The following is a 19,317-nucleotide window of genomic DNA, read 5'->3' as shown; positions in this document are numbered from 1 at the left end:
AAACATATGAACGTAAAAAATTTAAAAATCAGTCAGCAATTGAGCATCAGCTTTGCAGTGGTGTTAATCATATTTGCTATAGCCAACCTTATACAAATAAATCGCTTAAACCAACTAGGCAATCTTCAGCATGAGGGCGCTCAACGCGCTGAAACAGCTATATTAGTCACAGAAATAGATGCCTTACCCTACCAATTTTATATGGTTATTGGTGATGCCATCATTCACAGAGAACTTGCTGAAGTGAAGCAAAAGTGGAGTGCCATAAAAGAAGAGGCTCGTATGGACTTTAATAATTTAAATGATTTTTTAGATACGGACACTGAACGACGTTTGTATAACGACGCTCAACAATCGAAGAATGCACTTATTAATTTGTTTGAAAATGAAATACTTCCCATACTCGAACAGGACATAACGGAAGAGTCAAATCAACGATTAATGGCTTTTGATGAGCGCATGGATCAATTAATTATAGATATATCTACACCTTTGCAACAGATACAATCATCCATGCTTCAAGAGAATGTTGAAGCAGATGAAATATACGATGCAACACAGGTCAGTTTAATTCAGCTGTCCATCATATTTTTGATTTCTGCCATACTACTTTCTATTGCTATCATTTTTTATATTACTAAAACAATTACGCAAACATTGGGTGGCGAACCACTCGAGTTGGATGAAATTGCTCAAAAAATGGCCAATGGTGATTTAACTATTGAAACATCAAATATTAGCCAACGCCAAGGGGTGATTAAAAATATGCTTCACATGGTTAATCAACTACGTGGTATTATTGGCAGCATAAGCAATGGAGCTGATAATATTTCTAGTGCCAGTCAACAATTAAGCTCCGGCGCACAAAGCATATCTTCGGGTGTTAGTGAGCAAGCCGCTTCTGCCGAAGAAGTATCATCATCGATGGAGGAAATGGCAGCCAACATTCAGCAGAATACCGAAAACGCCTTAAAAACGAGAACTATATCAACTAATGCAAGCGCTTCGATGCAAGCTTTAGTATCTGCCTCTGAAAACAGTGCTTCGGCAGTTAACGAAATTTATTCAAAAATAAATGTGGTGGTGCAAATTGCAGAAAAAACTGATTTATTAGCTATTAATGCAGCTGTAGAAGCTGCCAGAGCCGGTGAAGAAGGACGAGGTTTTGCGGTAGTAGCAGCAGAAGTAAGGAAGTTGGCTGAACGAAGTCAGTTAGCTGCAAGTGAAATTGTTGCCCTGGCCGAAAATGGCATGAAATTAACCAATGAATCAACCGAACAGTTAAAAAGTATTGTGCCTGATATTCAGCAAACGTCACAGTTAGTTGAAGAGATTGCTTCGGCCAGTCAGGAACAAGAAACAGGTGCTAACCAGGTTAATTCAGCGATACAGCAGTTGAGCATGGTAACACAACAAAATGCATCTTCTTCAGAAGAAATGGCAAGTAGCTCCGAAGAAATGTCTTCTCAGGCCACAGAACTGGAGGAGATCACCAGTTTCTTCACCATTGGCCATCGCAAACAAAAAAAGAATGTGCGCCAAAAGCCAAAGGCAAGTCAGGTAAACAACTCCCACTCTGTTGCTAGTAAAAATGGCACCAACACATTTGAATTATCTGACTTACAAGATACTCTTAAAGAATACGAAAATATGTAGTCCCTTTAATTCAACAGCGTCAGGCCTGTTATATAACCCAGGCTTGGCGCTGATTTTTATTTACCAATTTGTCTCATATTATACCACAACAAATACCTAGTGCTGGTAAATATGATTATCCAGTTCATCTTGCAATTTTTGTTTCTCAACTAACAACCAGGTGGTTTCGAGTAATAAGCCTACCTGCTCCACATCAAACAGATCATATTGCTCATCTTCTTTAGCAATCCACATAACCCCAACTACTTTTTCCTTATTTAAAATAGGAATAGAGGCTGAATAGATTAACTGATTGCTTTCTCCTTTAATTAGGTTATTCATTGAATCACCTAGTACAATCCTTTTCTCATGAGCAGACTGAACAACGCAAGCAACCTGTCCAATCTGCTGATCCTCGTTCTTGAGTACCAAAGGAACTTCTTCGGAATAATTATTCAATAAAAAGACATTTTTCTCCTGTGAGTATTCATATAAATAACCAAACTGGCTAGCTGTGTATTGAATAACCTGTTGAACAGCATAATCCAGTAAATCGTTAATAGAGTTTGGGTGATAATGAACAATGTTATCAAGCCCATTGAGACGCTGATTAACTTTTAAGAGCTCATTTTGCGCTTTAAACGATGCCGAGCGGTCAATAATAATGGTAAATATCAACTGACGATTCAAGGAATCAATAATGCTAAAGAACACGTCAACTTGTTTTACCGATGCGTCACTCATAATATGAGTGTAACGCATGCTCGATAACTCATGCTTTAATACACGTAAGAAGTCGGCCTGCACATCTTTGGAGTCATTGGTACATAGCTCAACAAATTTTTTATCATCCAACTCTGCTTCCGTCATTTGGTACATGACTTGAGCTGCTTTATTATGCTGTATTATTGCATTGGACTCGGGATCGATTAATAACATAGCCGTTTCACTATCATTAAAAATATTAGCGAAACGCTGCTCACTTTTATGTAACTCCTCTTCGGTTCTTTTTCGCTCCGACGTTTCGCGATACCAATCAATCGTTTGATCTAAAATACCAATATCATGCTGAATGTATTCAGTTGATTTATTGGCTACAAAAACTATCGACAAGACAATTTCCTCCCGAACTACAGGATAAAGCAGAGCCCTTTGAAACAAAGTTTCTTCTTGTACATCATTGGGGAACTCAAATGTTATGGCCTGCTTATTTAGCAAGCACTCGTTTATTTTATTTTTAAAATATTCCCCTAAAAACATTCCTGGCGTTTGCTGATCCAGTTTGTTGGCTACTTCACTTGAGTAGGTTTGAACCGTATTATAGAAAACGGCCTCTTTAAATGGAATCAAAAAACACATTTCACTCTTTGATAAAGCTTGTATGTCGTCCAATATTTTAATCAATAACTGCTCCAGCGATGAGTGCTCAAACACTTCAAGTATTTTCAACCTTCTTTCTGACAAACGGATTGTATTTTTTTGAAGAGATATATCCCGCATGGCAACCAAACGCATCTCTTTCCCCTTATAATAAATGTTGTTTGTCTCAATCTCAACATCAAAAATACTTCCATTGGAACGCAAAACTTCTGTTTCGAATTTACCAGAAAGATGCTTGGTCATATTGTTGATAGCAAGATCTTGATATTCTGGCAAAATTCGATCAAAAGGAATTGGGGTATTATATAATTCCTTTGGATCCGAGACATTCATTAAGCTTGCAAATGCCTTATTGCATTCTACTATATTACCCTTATAATGTATAAAAATAGCTTCACTGGAATATTCAGACAATAAGCGAAAGCGTTTTTCACTATTCTCAAGCGCTTCTCGGCTTGCTTTACGTTCTGTGATATCCATAATAATTCCACTTAAAAATATAGCATTATTATCATGGCGTTTTGTGGCCTTCCCTTTACATTGAACCCAAACCCAATGCCCCAAGCGATGCTGCATCCTATAATGGATATCAAACCCTTCAACATTATGATTCGAACAGCCAGCTTTTACAATCTCTGAGTCATCGGGATGCACGCGCGACAACCAAAACTCGTTTGTATTACCTAATTCCTCAATCGAATAACCGATCATAGCAGCCGCTATTGCATTCCGCTTGGCATAACCTGTTTCAACATTGACTTCAAACGTGCCCAGCGAGGCACTATTAATGATCAAATCAAGGTTCTCTTTTTCATAAAGTAGCTGGTGAGTTAGCTTATCTAGCTGTAAATTTTTATCAAGAAGCTCCTTATTTCGTTGGTCTAAAACTTTCGTTCTCTTTTTTACTTTCTCCTCTAGCTGCAAATTTAACTCATCAACGTGATTTCTGTAATTTGCAATTTTTAAATGCACGTTAATTCGCATTAATAATTCAGCTCCATTAACAGGCTTGGGCACATAATCAATAGCCCCACTTTTAAATGCTTTTACCTTATCAAATGATTCATTAAGCGCAGAAATAAAGATGATAGGTATTTGCTCAAACTCCTTTTGTACTTTTATAGCTTCACATGTTTGATAACCATTCAAACCTGGCATCATCACATCTAAAAGTATCAAGTCGGGCTTTATAACAGATAGTTTACGGAGTGCTTTCTCCCCTGAAGTAGCAATTGCAACCTGATACCCTGCTCGAAGAATTATTTCTTTTAGAATAGCAATGACCGATATCGTATCATCAACTATTAGTATTTTTTGTTTTGTCTTATCTACGTCCATGCGCTTGTAATTATTAATTGTCATTACACAACTCTACAATGCGATCGTCATCATAATTTTCAATGGCCTCAATCATATATTTTTTAAAAATAGCATACTGCGCTTCTTCCAAAGAAGCAACAATGGCTTCAATTTCAACAAAAGCACCTTCGTTTACTAATTGACATAGCTGATTTAAAGTTTCCCTTGAAGGATAAACCATTTCTTGCTTTTCCTTTTCTATTGTTTGTTGGCTACGAACCAATGAAATTGGTAGTAAACGTTCCATTTTACACAAAAGCACATATGGATCAATGGGTTTTGCCAAAAACTCATCACAATGATCAACAAATTCCTTACGACGGGCATCGTTGGTTAAGGTTGCTGATACTCCCAGAATTTTACTATTTGATGCGCTTTTGCCTAAGGCTTCAATAAAACCAAGTCCATCAACATCGGGCATCATAAAGTCAAGAATAACCAAGTCGGGCTGTTGTGCTTGAAACAGATCAAGAGCTGCCTGGCCATTAAGAGCCGTGCAAATTTCAAAATTTAAAGGAGTTAGCAAGTCAGACAGCATGTTTAAATTAATGGTGCTATCATCTACTAATAATATTTTTTGAGGGCTACCAGTATAAGCACTTATCGATGAATGGTTGGTTTCATTAAACGAATAATCTCGTTCAAAAACCATCGGCAAAACTACTTTAAAACAACTTCCTTGGTCTGATGTTTCTTCTAAATAAACTTCGCCCCCCATCAGCTCCACAATGCGCTGCGTAATGGGTAAACCCAAACCGGTACCTTCAACAAAATTTTTATCCCCTAAGCTCTGAGTAAAAGGTTCAAAAATTGCTTCAACATCCTTTTTAGCTATGCCTCTGCCAGTGTCTTGCACTTTTATCTCGATGGAACTCTCATTCTTAACTACATGGGTAATCTTAATGGTAACACCTCCTTTATAGGTATACTTAACGGCATTACTTAAAAGGTTTAATAATATTTGCTTTAAACGTCTGGCATCGGATTTCACTATCTGATTGGTTTCGAAGTAAGCCTCGTAATTCAAATACAAGCCTTTTTCTTCGGCCTTCACTTTGACAATATTAAGCGCTGTATCAATAACATCCGACAGGTTAAAATCTTCATTTTCGATCTTCGACATATTGACATCAATCTTACCAAAATCCAGAATTTCGTTAATCATCTCTAGGAGATGCTCGCCACTGGAGTAAATGGTTTTTAGGTGCTTTTTCTGTGGAATTGAAATATTACTTTGATTTTGAAGTATATGGGCATAACCCAAGATAGCATTTAAGGGTGTACGCAATTCGTGACTCATGTTGGCAATAAAATCACTTTTGGCATGACTGGCCTTTTCTGCCATCTCCTTTTGTACCTGCAGCTCCTTTGTACGACTATCAACCACCTCCTCAAGATTCTCCTTGCTTCTCTGCAACTCATAATTCACCTCCTTATAAAGTGAATTAAGCTCCTGATACTCATTCATCTGCTTCAAGAGTTGCGATTCAGCATCTTTCCGATCGGTTATTTCGATATGCATACCACTCATACGTAAGGGATTGCCTTTATCATCCCACTCAAGCACTTTGCCTTTTGATTGTACCCAAATCCAATGACCGTTTTTATGCTTTTGCCTGAATTCATCATCGTATAAGTCCGATTCGCCTTTAAAATGCTTTTCAAGTAGCTCTTTTGTTTGTTGCAAATCATCAGGATGGATAAACCGATTCCACGTTTGCTCATTAATTGGTTCCAACTCCTCTAAGGTATAACCAATTGTTTTTGCCCATTGTTGATTAACAACAAAGCTACCCGATTTAAGGCCCCAATCCCATGTACAAGCGTTTGTTCCTTCTAGTATCTGCTCATTTCGGTTTTTAACACTTAATAAGGCTCTCTGCGCCAAAACCTCAGATGTTATATCTCTAAAGACCGTTGCAAACATTCCTTTTTGAGGACTAAACACACTAACATCATAATATTGCTTATTAAGCTGTGATTTCCAAACCAGTTCAATCGGATGGTTTGTAGTCATGACATGGTTAATGGCTAAAAACCAGTCCTCATCGTCTGTATCGAACACTTCACTGTATTTCCGATCAATTATCTGCTCACGGTTAAAACCAAAATAACCGAGGTACACATCGTTTACCTCTTTAAAAATATAATCTACAACTTTGAATTCGTCGTATATGGCCTCGTATAAACAAAAAGCCTCATTCATATTATCAAATAAAGACCTGTAACGCTCTTCGCTTTTGTTTAAAGCTTGTAAAGTTTTTTTCTCTTCTGATATATCGGTAAGAATACCACTCATACGAACAGGTTTGCCACTACCATCCCATTGAACCACTTTACCACGCGATTGCACCCAAACGTAATGACCACGTTTGTGTCGTTGCCTATACTCAACATGGAAATTATTTTGAGTATTACTTAAATGCTCTTGTATCGCTTCATTGGCTAGAGCTAAATCATCAGGGTGCAAAAGAACATCCCATGATTTTGCATCCATGGGTCCAAGCTCTTCCAGTGTATATCCAACAATTTCGGCCCATCGTTCATTTAATATTAAACGATCTTTATCGATTTCCCAATCCCAGGTTCCAGCATTGGTTCCCTTCAAAATAAACTCATAACGCTGGCTTATACCTTTTATCCGTCGTTGATTTTCAACATCGTCGGTTATGTCATTAAATACAAGGGCAAAATAATTCTTTTGGGGACTAAATATATTGGCTTCGTAATAACGATTATTGAATGTTGCTTGTCGAACCATACTGATGCCAATTCCGCTTGTTGCCACCTGGCCAACAACATCTAAATATTCCTGGTCAAATGGCTGTGGTGCCTGACAGTAGGACTCTCCTATTAATACATCCCTTGATCTTCCTGCATAACGTTCATAGGCACTATTAATTTCGATATTAACAAAGTCTACCACAACTCCTGCATCATTTGTAATAACTTTGTGTACACTAAAAGCCTCATTCATGTTCTCAAACAAAGCCCTGTAACGGTCTTCACTTTGCACGATCTGCTTATTTTTCAAAAACAGCTCTTCGGTATTAGCCCTCAATTCTTCTTCGGCCGCCAATAACTCATTATTCTTTTCGTGCAACTCCTCATTGGTAGTGCGGTACTCTTCATACAAGGATAGGTTTTCATCTACTTGCTGCTTCAAATCCTGTTCGGCCTTGTAACGTTCTGATAAATCATGGTGGGTACCTATAACTCTATACACCTTACCATCTTCATTACGCATTAAATACGCGCGAGCCAAAATATGAACGTAATGCCCCTTTTTATGAGCCATCCGAAACTCTACTTCGTACTTATCTGCGCTACCTTTAACAAATCGCCCAACCTCATCAAGCGTAGACTTCAAATCATTTTTATGTACCAGTGAGGTAAATGTTTCGAACGTGTTTTCCAACTCATTATCAACATAGCCCAAGATGGCTTTGTATCGTTTTGAAAAAAACACCTCATTATTCTCCAGGTTCCAATCCCAAATACCATCATTGCTACCTTCAATAGCTAAGCGAAAGAACTCTTCTCGCTCAGATAAGTTTTGATGCATTTGCTTTTGTTCTGAAATATCAATTTGTGTTCCCCACAAGCGGGTTAAATAACCATTATGGCGCTCACCAAACATATTATTTAAGAACCAAAGCGCTCTTCCATCTTTGGTTTGTTCAAGTGTTTCGTAGTTAGACCAGTTAAAGTCGCATCGAATAAGCTGTTTTAATAGTTGACTAGCGATGTCTTTACCACCCAATAACTCAGACAATGAATAGCCAATTATCTGTTCAGGAGACTCGTAACCGTATAGTTTTGAAAACGCAGAATTACATTCGGCTAAAAACAGATGTTTATGGAACCATTCTATCTGTTCATCCTCTGGAAGAGATAAAGATAAAGCACGGCGCAACTCCCAACGATGAATTCCCTCGTGGCTTAATTGAATAAAGTTTTGATACCGTTCCTCACTCTCTTCTAAGGCTTCATTCTTATCTGACAACTCCTCTAAGTTAGATCGCAGCTCTTCTTCAACCGAAGCCACTTGACTTTGCCATCTATGCAACTCCTCTTTTTGTCGATCAAGATCCTCATTTATTCGCTTTAGCTCATCTTTTTTGCTCTGTAACTCATCTTTTACTTTAAGCCTTTGTTCCTTCAGCTGTGCAAGAGAGGCATTACTCTTGTTCATCTCATTTTCCAAGCTCTGTTTACTGCTTAATAATGTTGGATAGTTGCCCAAAATGTCGCGTATGAGATATTCCGACTGCAAATCACACTTCTCGATACCCATCCATGGCAAAGGATCAATTTCACTCTTAGATGACCACCTTAGTTTAAGCACCCCATTTTTGGCCACTTGCCCCACATAGGCTTTGCGTGAAAAATGCTGATTCTTTTTTAGCGTTACTCCTCCTCCAGGCGTTTGATAAACCCTTTCAAAACTGTTCTTCTCTATTCGAGTAGAGAAGTCTTTCTGGGATTCACAAATCTGCCTCCAAATATGCACCTGAGCGTAGGCCATAACTATTGGCTCAGAAACCAAACTGTTAGAACCACATTCACCCTGATAGCTTTTTACAAACTGCTCATTCATCTCTCCTTTAAGCCCTTGAAAATATCCCCAACAAGCAAAATGCCCAACGGTCGATGCTCCAATCATCTTAAACTCAGGTTCGGCAATGGATGTTGACATAACAGGTGTGTCATCAGCTGATATACCTTGCTCAGAAAGCTGAGTAAAAAAGGCCTTATTGCTCTCTCCATTTAAGGTGTTAATGATAACATCAGGTTTTACACTTTTAATTTTATCAACAACATTAGAAAAATCGGAACAGTTTAGTGCTTCATAATATTCTCCTGAAACAATGCCTTTCTTTTGCTTTATATATGATTGTATTAATTTGTTGGCAGTGATCGGGTAAACATAGTCTGATCCTATCAAAAAGTAATTGCGCCATTTTTGTTGCCAACACCAATCTAAAGCAGGAATAATTTGTTGGTTTGGTGTACTTCCTGTATAAACTATATTTGGCGATTCTTCAAGTCCCTCGTATTGCATGGGGTACCATAACTGCGCATCATATTTTTCCACAACTTCTTTCAAAGCTTTGCGCGCTTGCGAAGTCCACCCTCCGAAAATAAGCTTTACGCCATGCTCAAGAATTAATTCCTCGGCCTTTTGCCTGTACACCAAGGCATTTGATTCGCCATCTTTAACAATGCATTCAACCTTATGCCCCAACACTCCACTAGCACTATTTATTTCTTTTACAGCCAAGATTGTAGCATCCAACAAAGCATTTTCGCTTTTTGCCAAAGAGCCCGTTAAGGAAAAAATTACTCCAACTTTATATGTGCACATACGTATTCTATTCGACTTAAAATAATAGGTATCGTTCCTATGACTTTGACAATGTTACAAGCGTGCGCGTGCCACTCTTATCTGCTTTGTTTTCGAACGATAAATCTCCTTTGTGTGTTTGTATAATTATTTTTGCCAGGTATAATTCCATGGCATTATTTCGCTCAAACTGGTAATTTTGATTGTTAATTGAATCAAAGAAATGAGACACCTTTTTACCATTAAAAAGGCTTCCATTATCTTCGATAATTAATTTCCAGTAATCCCCATCATCTTCCATTGAAATAATGATCTTTGGTTCTTTTGAATAAGCCAATGATGAGAACAGCAAGGCCTCTATGGCATTACACAGGTATTCAAAATCGACTGTAGAACCAGCTTCATCAGGAAATGGCTTTACAACTACATCAATCTCCTCATCTGGCTTGCTTTGTTTAACCTGCTTCACACACTCTCCAATAACAACCTGCCAGTCAACACGCTGCCACTCCAACTGAGAATCTCCTTTTAATTGTAAGTTAGCTATTTGAAGTGCTGCATATGAATACTTTTCTAAATTAGAAACCGATTGATCGAGTAAGCTAATTACATCGGTAAAAAAAGCATCTTGCGAAAAATTACGTAGTAAGTTTAATGAGCCACATATACCATTCAGTGGCGTTCTAATTTCGTGACTAATGGATTTTAGAAAATCGTTTTTAGATGCATCCAACTGCCTTAACTCTTCATTTGCCTGGCGAAGTTCAAGGGTCTTTTTTTCAACTTCTTGGTTGAGCCACTGATTAACATTGGCCAGTTTTTGTCGCGATTCTTTTAATTCAATATGTGTTGCTAACCTGGCTAATAATTCGTCATGGTTAAAAGGCTTAGTGAGGTAATCAACGCCTCCTACCTGAAAACCCATGGTGATACTTTCAATATCCTCTCTGGCTGTTAAAAAAATGACTGGTATCTCGCTCCATTCTTTGTTACGCTTTATCTGCCGACATGTTTCGTAACCATCCATCTCAGGCATCATTATATCCAACAAAACAGCATCAAACTCATGGTCATTTAACCACGATAAAGCTGCTTTGCCTGAATTAGCCACTTCGATATTGTAGTTGTTTTGCGACAGTAAAGTTGCCAATACTTGTAGATTCTTTGGGTTATCATCTACAATTAAAACGGTGTAATTCTTTTCATTCATGTATCTGATGTTAGTAGCAGTATTGTCTGGTTATTATAATTGCTGAGTTAACTTTTTAAACACAGGAAGAAGCATCGCAATTGCCTCAAAATCAAATGATTTTATAGCAAGGTCTAATTGTATTTGGTAATCGATTAACTTCTTAAGCGGATAATTATCTACAACTTGCTTTAATTTAGAATTAAATTCACTCAAATCTTTTGATGCCTGACGCTTTGACAGAAGATTCCATAGCGGCATTAAATTCTCATCTATGGTTTTTATTAATTCTTGACGATCATCGTCAGACAAGGAAATATCCTCTTCTTTCTCCAAATGAACATCCTGAATTAATGCGTTTGGCTGATCAATAATTTTACTTAACTGCGTATAAAGAGAATTGGCATCAATTGGCTTGGTTACCACTCCTGCAAAGCCTTTATTAATCATATTCTCTATTTCATGATCCAAGGATGCGGCCGTAACTGCTAATACCTTATTAAGATGACAATTATTGCTTTTACCAATTAATTCTAACACATCAAAGCCATTCATATCAGGCATATTAATATCCAAAAGAACAACATCGTATATGTTATGCTCCATTAAATCAACAGCATTGCGTCCTGTGCTAATAGCGGTTGTTTCGATACCGACATCATTCAAGAACAAATCTAATACCTCTTGATTGGATGCTACATCATCAACAACCAATGCCTTTTTCCCCTTATAATTTGGCACTACAACTGGTAGGTCATCACTTTTGTCAATCGAACTTTTATGCTCTATTTTTGGAAGAACAATACTAAAGCTACTACCATGGCCCTCAATGCTTTTCAATGTTATGCTACCATTCATTAACTTTACTAACTTGTGAATGATAGACAAGCCTAAACCAGTACCTTGAATATGCTTATTAATGCTTTTTTCTTCCTGTTCAAACGGGTCGAAAATCGACTTCTGCTTTTCCTTTTTAATACCAACACCTGTGTCCTCAACATTGATATACAATTGCCCAGTATTTTCTTGCTCTGACTTAGTATAACAATAGGATATGTTCACATGCCCCTCGTGTGTATACTTAACAGCATTATTAATCAAATTGAGCAATATCTGTTTTATGCGAATTTCATCTAAAACCAGTCCCGCAGGCATATGTGTAGGATGAATAAGGTTCAATTCGAGGCTTTTTTCGTTGGCACTAAACACAAATGTTTCAGCTATTTCCGAGATCAATTGCTTAAAATCTATCGTCTCGAGCTTCAATACTAGTTTATCAGCCTCAATTTTTGATACATCCAATATATCATTGATTAAGGACATTAAAACCTTACCACTTGTTTTTATTGATTTAAGGTAGTTTTTTGAAACTCCATTGGGCAGGGTTTTATTTAATATTTCAGAAAACCCAAGTATGGCATTCATTGGAGTTCTTATTTCATGAGACATGTTGGCCAGAAAATTTGTTTTAGCATCATCTGCCATTTTTGATTTGTTACGCTCCTGCTCTAATTCCCTCACTAAGGATTTGTAGTCATTTATATTTTGAATTATTCCATAAACACAATTGACTTGACCATTTTCGCTTGAAATAGTACGCAGGTGTATATTTAGCCATATGTATTTTTGATTATGATTGAGAAAACGAAACTCGAACTGTACCTTTTCTTGTTTCTTATTAATCAATTGATGTATCTTAAACTTTGCTACCCCAATATCATTATTGTGAATTCGAGACTCCAACCAGCTTAAGTCTATCTTGGATCCATTTAAATCAAAATCTATTATATTTTTTAGGTAATCGGCAACCTTGTAGGTATAATTGTTTAAATCATACTCGACAAATGCTATTTGACTTGCCGACATAGACATATTTAACTGCTCATTGAGTAGTTTAATCTCCGCCTCGGCCTTTATACGATCACTAATATCAACCCTAACCTCGGCCATGTATAACTTTCCATCGCTTGTCTCATACGGTAAAGCTGTTACCTGGATATTCTTTGCTTCTTCTCCCGGGAGACTATAATAGAAAGTTTTCCGCCTCTTCACAGCGTTCTGCCGCGGACATTCTTCGCACTTTTCGGTTCTATTCCTAAAGTGCTTAAAACACTTCTCACCCCCATGCATAGGCCTTTCTGTATTAAAAACAATATTACCGACATCGTCAATAATGCATAAGTGAGTATTCGTTGCATTAAGAACAAAATTAAGTTGATCGTGTAATCTTTCAGTCTCTAGTTCAAACTCCTTACGTTTGGTAATATCAACTGAGGTACCACATAGCTTGTCAACCTCTCCTTCCGTATCGAATACTGGAAAGTAAGATGCATAAAACCATCTTTTTTTGCCCTTTGAATCACTCAAGCTAAACTCAAAATTATTGGACTCCCCACTTTCAGTTGCTTTTTGCTCCTGCTGTCTCATTTCTGATGCCAGATGAGCAGGCAAAAAGCGCTCTAATCTCTTACCTTTGAATTCTTGTTCAGGAATACCAAAAAAAGTCTCGTAAAATTGATTGGTTAACAACCAATTTCCATTTAAGTCTTTCATAAAAGCAAAAGACTGAATTGAATTAATAAAGGCATTGAGTAATTGCTTATCTGAATGTAGTAGAGCATTCGCTTCCCTAAGCTCTTGTTCTTTATTTTTAAGATCGCTTATGTTAATCATGAAGCCAATTAACTCAATAACTTCACCATTACTATTTGTAATAACACTTACCACATCACGTACCCAAACAATACTTCCATCTTTTTGAACTAAGCGATATTCAAAAAGATGGTCTTCGTTATTAACGCTGCATTCGAAACAGTAATTAAGGGCCCACTCAGCATCTTCTGGATGAATGCAAGCTTTCCAAGACTCTAAATCAGGCCAATCGTCCATTGTAAAGCCCAGCACCTTTTTTGACTGAGCTCCAAGATAAGTGTATTTTCCAGATTTAAAATCCAGGCGCCAAGGCACACCATTCATCGAATCCAGAAGGAATGTCATAACTGGGTCACTCTCCACAAAACTATGCTGATTAATACTTTGGTGTTCAAGAATTAATTCATTTTCAAAGTTTTTGACAGTTGACAGTATCAGACTAAGATCAAGCAAGAGATGTGCATCTTCTTGCTCACTCATAAGAATTAATAAACCCCAACACTGTTTGTCGACCGCAATTGGATAGTAGGCAATTGACTTGGTAAAAGGCAAGTCGACATTAATATTAAAACAAGGCTCTCCCTCTTGCAAAACGGCTGTTTCGCATTTATGCGATTCATAAACAACTTGTAATTCAGCCTTCCAGTTAGCCTCATCACTTGTTTTAGCAATAGTTTGATAAGTGCCTTTGTTGAAACGGACTACAAACAGATGCTTGGCAATTGTTAATTGTTGCAATACCCACAATTGCTTATCCCAATTATTGTTTTTTATTACCGTCATCTTTGTATATCCTTAAAACTTTTATAATTCCACCAGTTTGTTTTTAATGGCAAACATTACTAAACTGGCACTGTTGCGGCAATTGTTTTTCGCTAACAAACTACTTCGATGCCCTTTTACGGTTTGAGCGCTAATGAATAATTTCTCAGCAATCTCGTCATTGGTTAAACCATTGCATATTTCTTTCAGTACTTCTAATTCTCTTTTTGAAATATTATGCTCTTTAATTACACTATTCTGTTCGGGTTTATTAATGTTAGTAATAATCCTTCGCAGTAACTCATTGGAAAAATAACTATCGCCATTTATTACTGTACGTATCGCGTGCTCAATCTCTTTGATACCACTATCTTTTAACAAAAATCCTTTTGCTCCTGCTTCAATCATTTTGTAGTAATATTCATCATCTCCATGCATTGAAAGTGCTACAATTTTTAGATCTGGGTTTTGATGAAGTGCTTTAATGGTGGTTTCAATACCGTTAAGAATTGGCATTGAGATATCCATTAATACTAAATCAATTTCTTGAGCATCCATTTTATCTAAAAACTCTTGTCCGTTAGAAGCTTCTCCTACAATTGTTCCAACATCTTCAAATTCAATCAGGTTTTTTAATCCTTCACGAAAAATTCGATGATCATCTACCAAAAAAATCTTTGCAGTTCCCATAATTTTGTTCGTTACGCTTTAATATTTAAAGTCAATTTGGTACCCTGGTTAATACCTGATTCGATGTTTAACGATCCTCCCAATGAGAGAACACGAGATTGCATATTAACCAAACCGTTACCTTTTATCTCACTTAGTCCTTGCTCTACATTAAAACCAATACCATTGTCTTTGTATGTTACCTGAAGCAAATCTCCGCTCTTATCTATTTGCACACTAACTTCACTTGCCTTTGCATGTTTTATTGTATTATTAACACATTCGCCTACAAGTCGATAAATAGTTACCTCTACTTCGTTATTCAACCTTTCCAATACAGTATTTGAATATAATATATTAATATTGGAAACGGCCTTAATTCTATCAATAAAAGCTTTAAGAGCTGTATTAAGCCCAAAATTCAAGAGAACATTTGGGCTTATGTTATTCGAAATCTCCCTTAAGCTTGCAATTGTTTCCTCCAGAGTTTCTTCAGCTTTTGAAATAATTACTGATTTATCCGCTTTGGAATCTGGTCGGCTAAACCATTGCAAATATAGCTTTGTTGTTGATAACAATGGACCAATACCATCATGTAATTCTTGCGAAAATCGCCTACGTTCCTTTTCTTCGGTTTGTATAATGGATTGCAGTACCTTTTTCTCCATCTCTTTTTGCAAAGAAACATCGTTAAGCCATATCATAAACGACTCCTGTTCATCGTATTGCAACTCAACATGGTTTATCTCGAAATAGTAAATCTCTTTATTAATCGAAAATTCAACGGGCTGTTGCTTATGGCTTTTCGCTTCGCCAATAACTGATAAATAATCATCAAACGTTTTTCTTATTTCTTCAATTAAGCAAAAATGAAATGACTTATTAAGCGATGAATTATTTGAAATGAATTTTTGCCCAGCATTGTTACAGGCCAATAGTCGTCCTTTTTTACAAACGATAAACGTCGGCTCAGTGCGCGATTCATATAATGTTCTAAACTTCTTCTCCTCTTTACTCAGCCTTTGCAGCAACAATTGATAGGCATCGTTTTTCTCCTGTAATGAACTAATTAATTCCTTTTGTTTTGATTCTAAGTTATATTGCTCAATGGCTTTTTCAACGGCTACTATAATACGATGTGGTTCAACAGGTTTAGTAAAAAAGCTATAAACTCCAGCTTTATTAATGGCATTTTCAACAAACTGAGAGTCGCGAAAATTTGTAACGATTAAAAATTTAAGAAATGGAAAATCAACTTTTAGTTCACTAAAACAATCTACGATAGAACCAAAGTACTGCACACTATCGGCTATTACTACTTTTGTTTTATTGCTTTCTATTATTTTTTTAGCTGTTTGATGATTATCAGCAAATTTAAGTATATATAAATCTCTAAATATCAATTCATACAACCTTAAACTATCTGGGTCCTTATCTATAATCAACAAGCTCTCTTTGTTGTCTTCTTTCATCAATTAATCATTGGTTACTTGCCAAGCAAGAATTCTAAAATAAGCAATCGACATAACAACTCAAGTTTTGTCAGCTTTTTTATCAAAAAAATCATCACAAAATGAATCATTTGAAATAATCCATGAAAATACCACCAATTTAATCAAGTCATTTGGGACAGGTAGCGAATAGGTACTTTTGCAGTAAAAACAATACTTTATATTCAGAGCACCAACCCTTTTGTGCTACTGCACTTTCACCTATTAAAGGTTGTTTTTATGTAATTACATTTAGGCAACTTTGCCTGCTTAACTAGCAATGCTTCGAAATACTAAAGTAAAAACTAAAAACCAGAACTTTATCAATTAATACACCATCGACATGAAAAAAATAGTCTTTCTCGCAATTATTTGTTTAATCACATTATTGTCATACAGCTGCAGCTCTAGCAACAGGCTGGCCGCAGTTGAATGTCCGCAAGCCTATTACGGTTCTGGCCTGCGAAATTAATTCTCATAAGAAAAAGGGTCACATCCCGATTCCCCACTTTTACTACATATATTGTGGCCCTTTTTCAACATTATTACTTCATCAGAAACCATTCCTCAAATTGCTTTCCTGCAAACACCAAGTACAGCCATTTATTGTCGTTTAATTTTCATAATCTGAATATCAACTGCAGCTCGGCGTTTTTACCCATACCTTCCTTGTTGAAGTTTTTAAGCGGCAGTTAACACTATTTAAAACCAGAATCGAAACTTATTTGAGCAAAAACAGCACTAAAGGGTCATAAGTCGTTTAGTGTTATTTCCTACTTTTGATGCAATGTAAAAACCGATTGAAAGTAAAAGCCTTAGCATGGACATCAACGACATTTCAAAATTTAAGCAGCTATTCATTAACGAAGCAACAACCCTACTGAATTCTATGGAGGGAATAATTCTGGATTTGGAGAAACATCCAGATAACATGGATTTAATTCAAGAGGTTTTTAGGGTAATGCATACCATAAAAGGCGTTAGTGGCATGTATGGTTTTGATACAATGAATGAGCTTACTCATAGCATTGAAAACATTTATGATTTATTACGAAACGGGGTTCTACAAGTCAACAAAGACATTCTAGACTTAACACTAAAGACTGTTGATCAGTTATTTGCTTTGATTGAAGATAAAGACATGAAAAATGTCAATACAGCCAACAATCAAATAAGCTTACTTAAACAATCAGAAAACATCATCAGTGCATCAAGCGCAGCTGGCGACTTCAAAGCTATAACTACAAAAGATGGCTCTGCACCTGTTGCCACCTACAATATAATTCTTCACACCCCTCAAAATATTCTTGATCGGAAAATCAACATTTTTTATGCAATCAAGGATTTAAGTGAAATAGGCGAAATCCGATCAATAAATCCTTTACCATCGGAATCGGATGATGATGAAAGATGGAGTATTTTTATTGTTGGAGAGATAGATGATGAGTTAATGGAAGATGCATTAATGTTCGTATATGAATATTGCATCATTAGAAAAGTAGCCGATTACGATGTATTTAATGACGAACAGCTAGATTCTGTTAAGGAGAAGCTGAGTGAAAGTGAAGAAGACTCACAGGTGCATGTTGATGAAACAGACATTATAATCAGTGAAGAATCATCAAATAACAGCATAAGCAAATCGCAAAATGCCATCGATTCCATTCGCCAGAATATGAATCGTGTTTATGTTCATTCTGATAAACTCGATCACTTAATGTTTTTGGTTAGTGAACTAATTACAACTAGTTCGCAATTAAACCTCATGACAAACGATAAAATATTCAATCCCATTCGTTCGCAAATTGAGAAGTTGGATAAACTATCGACCAATTTCAGAAATAATGCATTGGAAGTTCGATTAATTCCAATCAGAGATATCACTCCTAAGTTTAATCGCCTGGTTCGCGACATTTCAAATGACTTAGGAAAAGAAGTAGATTTTATAACCGAAGGCATGGAAACCGAGTTGGACAAGAGTACGATTGATATGATTGCCGAGCCACTTGTTCACATGCTAAGAAATGCGCTTGATCACGGCATAGAAACTCCAGAGGAAAGACAAGAAAAAGGAAAGCAAGCAAAAGGAACAATAAAGCTCAAAGCCTACAACTCAGGAAGTAATATTTTTATTGAAGTTTCGGATGACGGTCAAGGACTAGACAAAAATAAACTACTTAAAAAAGCAGTTGAAAGAGGCATCGTCAGCAGTACGGATAAATTATCAGACAATGAGATATACGAATTAATTTGCCATCCGGGATTTTCTACAGCTTCAGAAGTAACTTCTATATCAGGCAGAGGAGTAGGCATGGATGTGGTACGCCAGAAAGTAGCCGAAATGCGTGGTTCTCTTGAAATATCGAGTCAGCTTGAGAAAGGATCCACTTTTACAATAATTCTACAGCAATCTATTTCCATAATGGATACGTTGCTAATAAAATCGGGCTCTATGAATTGCCTTGTGCCCTTAAATGAAATAGAACTATGTTCTCAAATTAGCTGCGACGAATTACAAACACGCTTAAAGCATGGCACCATTAGCTTTGAACAAAGTCTTATACCTTTTATTTCGTTAAGGCATCATTTTGGCTTACTCAACAACGAACCAAACAACTATAAAACTTTAATACTTAACAGAAACGGCGCAAGAATTGCTATTCTGACAGATGAAATTATTGGTCAACATCAGGCGGTACTTAAACCAATGGGTAATTTGGTAAGAGATCATGATGAATTTACAGCTGCCAGCGTTTTAGGTAATGGAGAAATTGCATTCTTAATTGACACTAGTATTTTCAACTATCATACTTGCAATTAAAAACCCATAAAAA

Annotated in this window: 8 protein-coding genes; 2 read left to right on the top strand and 6 right to left on the bottom strand. The window is 36.6% G+C overall.

The genetic code is table 11. The features are described from left to right. The first annotated feature begins 6 nt into the window (after positions 1-6). Complete coding sequence (locus FNN09_RS03390; protein ID WP_143300075.1) at positions 7-1,656, top strand: methyl-accepting chemotaxis protein; 1,650 nt, start codon at positions 7-9, stop codon at positions 1,654-1,656. Between the two features lie 96 nt (positions 1,657-1,752). Here FNN09_RS03390 and FNN09_RS03385 read toward each other — a convergent pair whose 3' ends face one another. Genes FNN09_RS03385 through FNN09_RS03360 form a run of 6 tightly spaced genes read right to left on the bottom strand, consistent with a single transcriptional unit; the run spans position 1,753 to position 16,465 of the window. Further along, positions 1,753-4,353: a PAS domain S-box protein gene (locus FNN09_RS03385; protein ID WP_185968837.1), complete on the bottom strand. Its 2,601-nt coding sequence runs from the start codon at positions 4,351-4,353 to the stop codon at positions 1,753-1,755. A gap of 13 nt (positions 4,354-4,366) precedes the next feature. Then, complete coding sequence (locus FNN09_RS03380) at positions 4,367-9,742, bottom strand: transporter substrate-binding protein (protein ID WP_143300073.1); 5,376 nt, start codon at positions 9,740-9,742, stop codon at positions 4,367-4,369. Between the two features lie 37 nt (positions 9,743-9,779). Beyond that, positions 9,780-10,931 carry a hybrid sensor histidine kinase/response regulator gene (locus tag FNN09_RS03375; protein WP_143300072.1) on the bottom strand — a complete coding sequence of 384 codons (1,152 nt, stop codon included), beginning with the start codon at positions 10,929-10,931 and terminating at the stop codon, positions 9,780-9,782. Between the two features lie 33 nt (positions 10,932-10,964). Further along, positions 10,965-14,345 (bottom strand): PAS domain-containing protein, encoded by a 3,381-nt coding sequence (locus FNN09_RS03370; RefSeq protein ID WP_143300071.1) that lies wholly within the window; start codon positions 14,343-14,345, stop codon positions 10,965-10,967. Positions 14,346-14,366: 21 nt separating this feature from the next. Continuing rightward, entirely contained in the window at positions 14,367-15,014 is a 648-nt protein-coding gene (locus FNN09_RS03365; protein ID WP_143300070.1) for a response regulator transcription factor, read from the bottom strand. Positions 15,015-15,025: 11 nt separating this feature from the next. After that, positions 15,026-16,465: an ATP-binding protein gene (locus tag FNN09_RS03360; protein ID WP_143300069.1), complete on the bottom strand. Its 1,440-nt coding sequence runs from the start codon at positions 16,463-16,465 to the stop codon at positions 15,026-15,028. An 838-nt stretch (positions 16,466-17,303) separates the two neighbouring features. On the opposite strand from FNN09_RS03360, the gene FNN09_RS03355 reads away from it, so the two are divergent. Continuing rightward, positions 17,304-19,304, top strand: a complete 2,001-nt coding sequence (locus tag FNN09_RS03355; protein ID WP_143300068.1) for a chemotaxis protein CheA — start codon at positions 17,304-17,306, stop codon at positions 19,302-19,304. The last annotated feature ends 13 nt before the right edge of the window (positions 19,305-19,317 follow it).

Origin of the sequence: Carboxylicivirga sp. M1479 (genome assembly GCF_007097485.1) — a bacterium.
GTDB lineage: Bacteria > Bacteroidota > Bacteroidia > Bacteroidales > Marinilabiliaceae > Carboxylicivirga.
Note: the sequence above shows the minus strand (reverse complement) of the source record. Positions and strands in the feature narration are given on the sequence as shown.

Excerpts from the sequence above, each read along its gene's own strand:
- FNN09_RS03390 (WP_143300075.1), top strand. The coding sequence starts at position 7 with ATGAACGTAAAAAATTTAAAAATCAGTCAGCAATTGAGCATCAGCTTT.
- FNN09_RS03385 (WP_185968837.1), bottom strand. The coding sequence starts at position 4,353 with ATGGACGTAGATAAGACAAAACAAAAAATACTAATAGTTGATGATACG.
- FNN09_RS03380 (WP_143300073.1), bottom strand. The coding sequence starts at position 9,742 with ATGTGCACATATAAAGTTGGAGTAATTTTTTCCTTAACGGGCTCTTTG.
- FNN09_RS03375 (WP_143300072.1), bottom strand. The coding sequence starts at position 10,931 with ATGAATGAAAAGAATTACACCGTTTTAATTGTAGATGATAACCCAAAG.
- FNN09_RS03370 (WP_143300071.1), bottom strand. The coding sequence starts at position 14,345 with ATGACGGTAATAAAAAACAATAATTGGGATAAGCAATTGTGGGTATTG.
- FNN09_RS03365 (WP_143300070.1), bottom strand. The coding sequence starts at position 15,014 with ATGGGAACTGCAAAGATTTTTTTGGTAGATGATCATCGAATTTTTCGT.
- FNN09_RS03360 (WP_143300069.1), bottom strand. The coding sequence starts at position 16,465 with ATGAAAGAAGACAACAAAGAGAGCTTGTTGATTATAGATAAGGACCCA.
- FNN09_RS03355 (WP_143300068.1), top strand. The coding sequence starts at position 17,304 with ATGGACATCAACGACATTTCAAAATTTAAGCAGCTATTCATTAACGAA.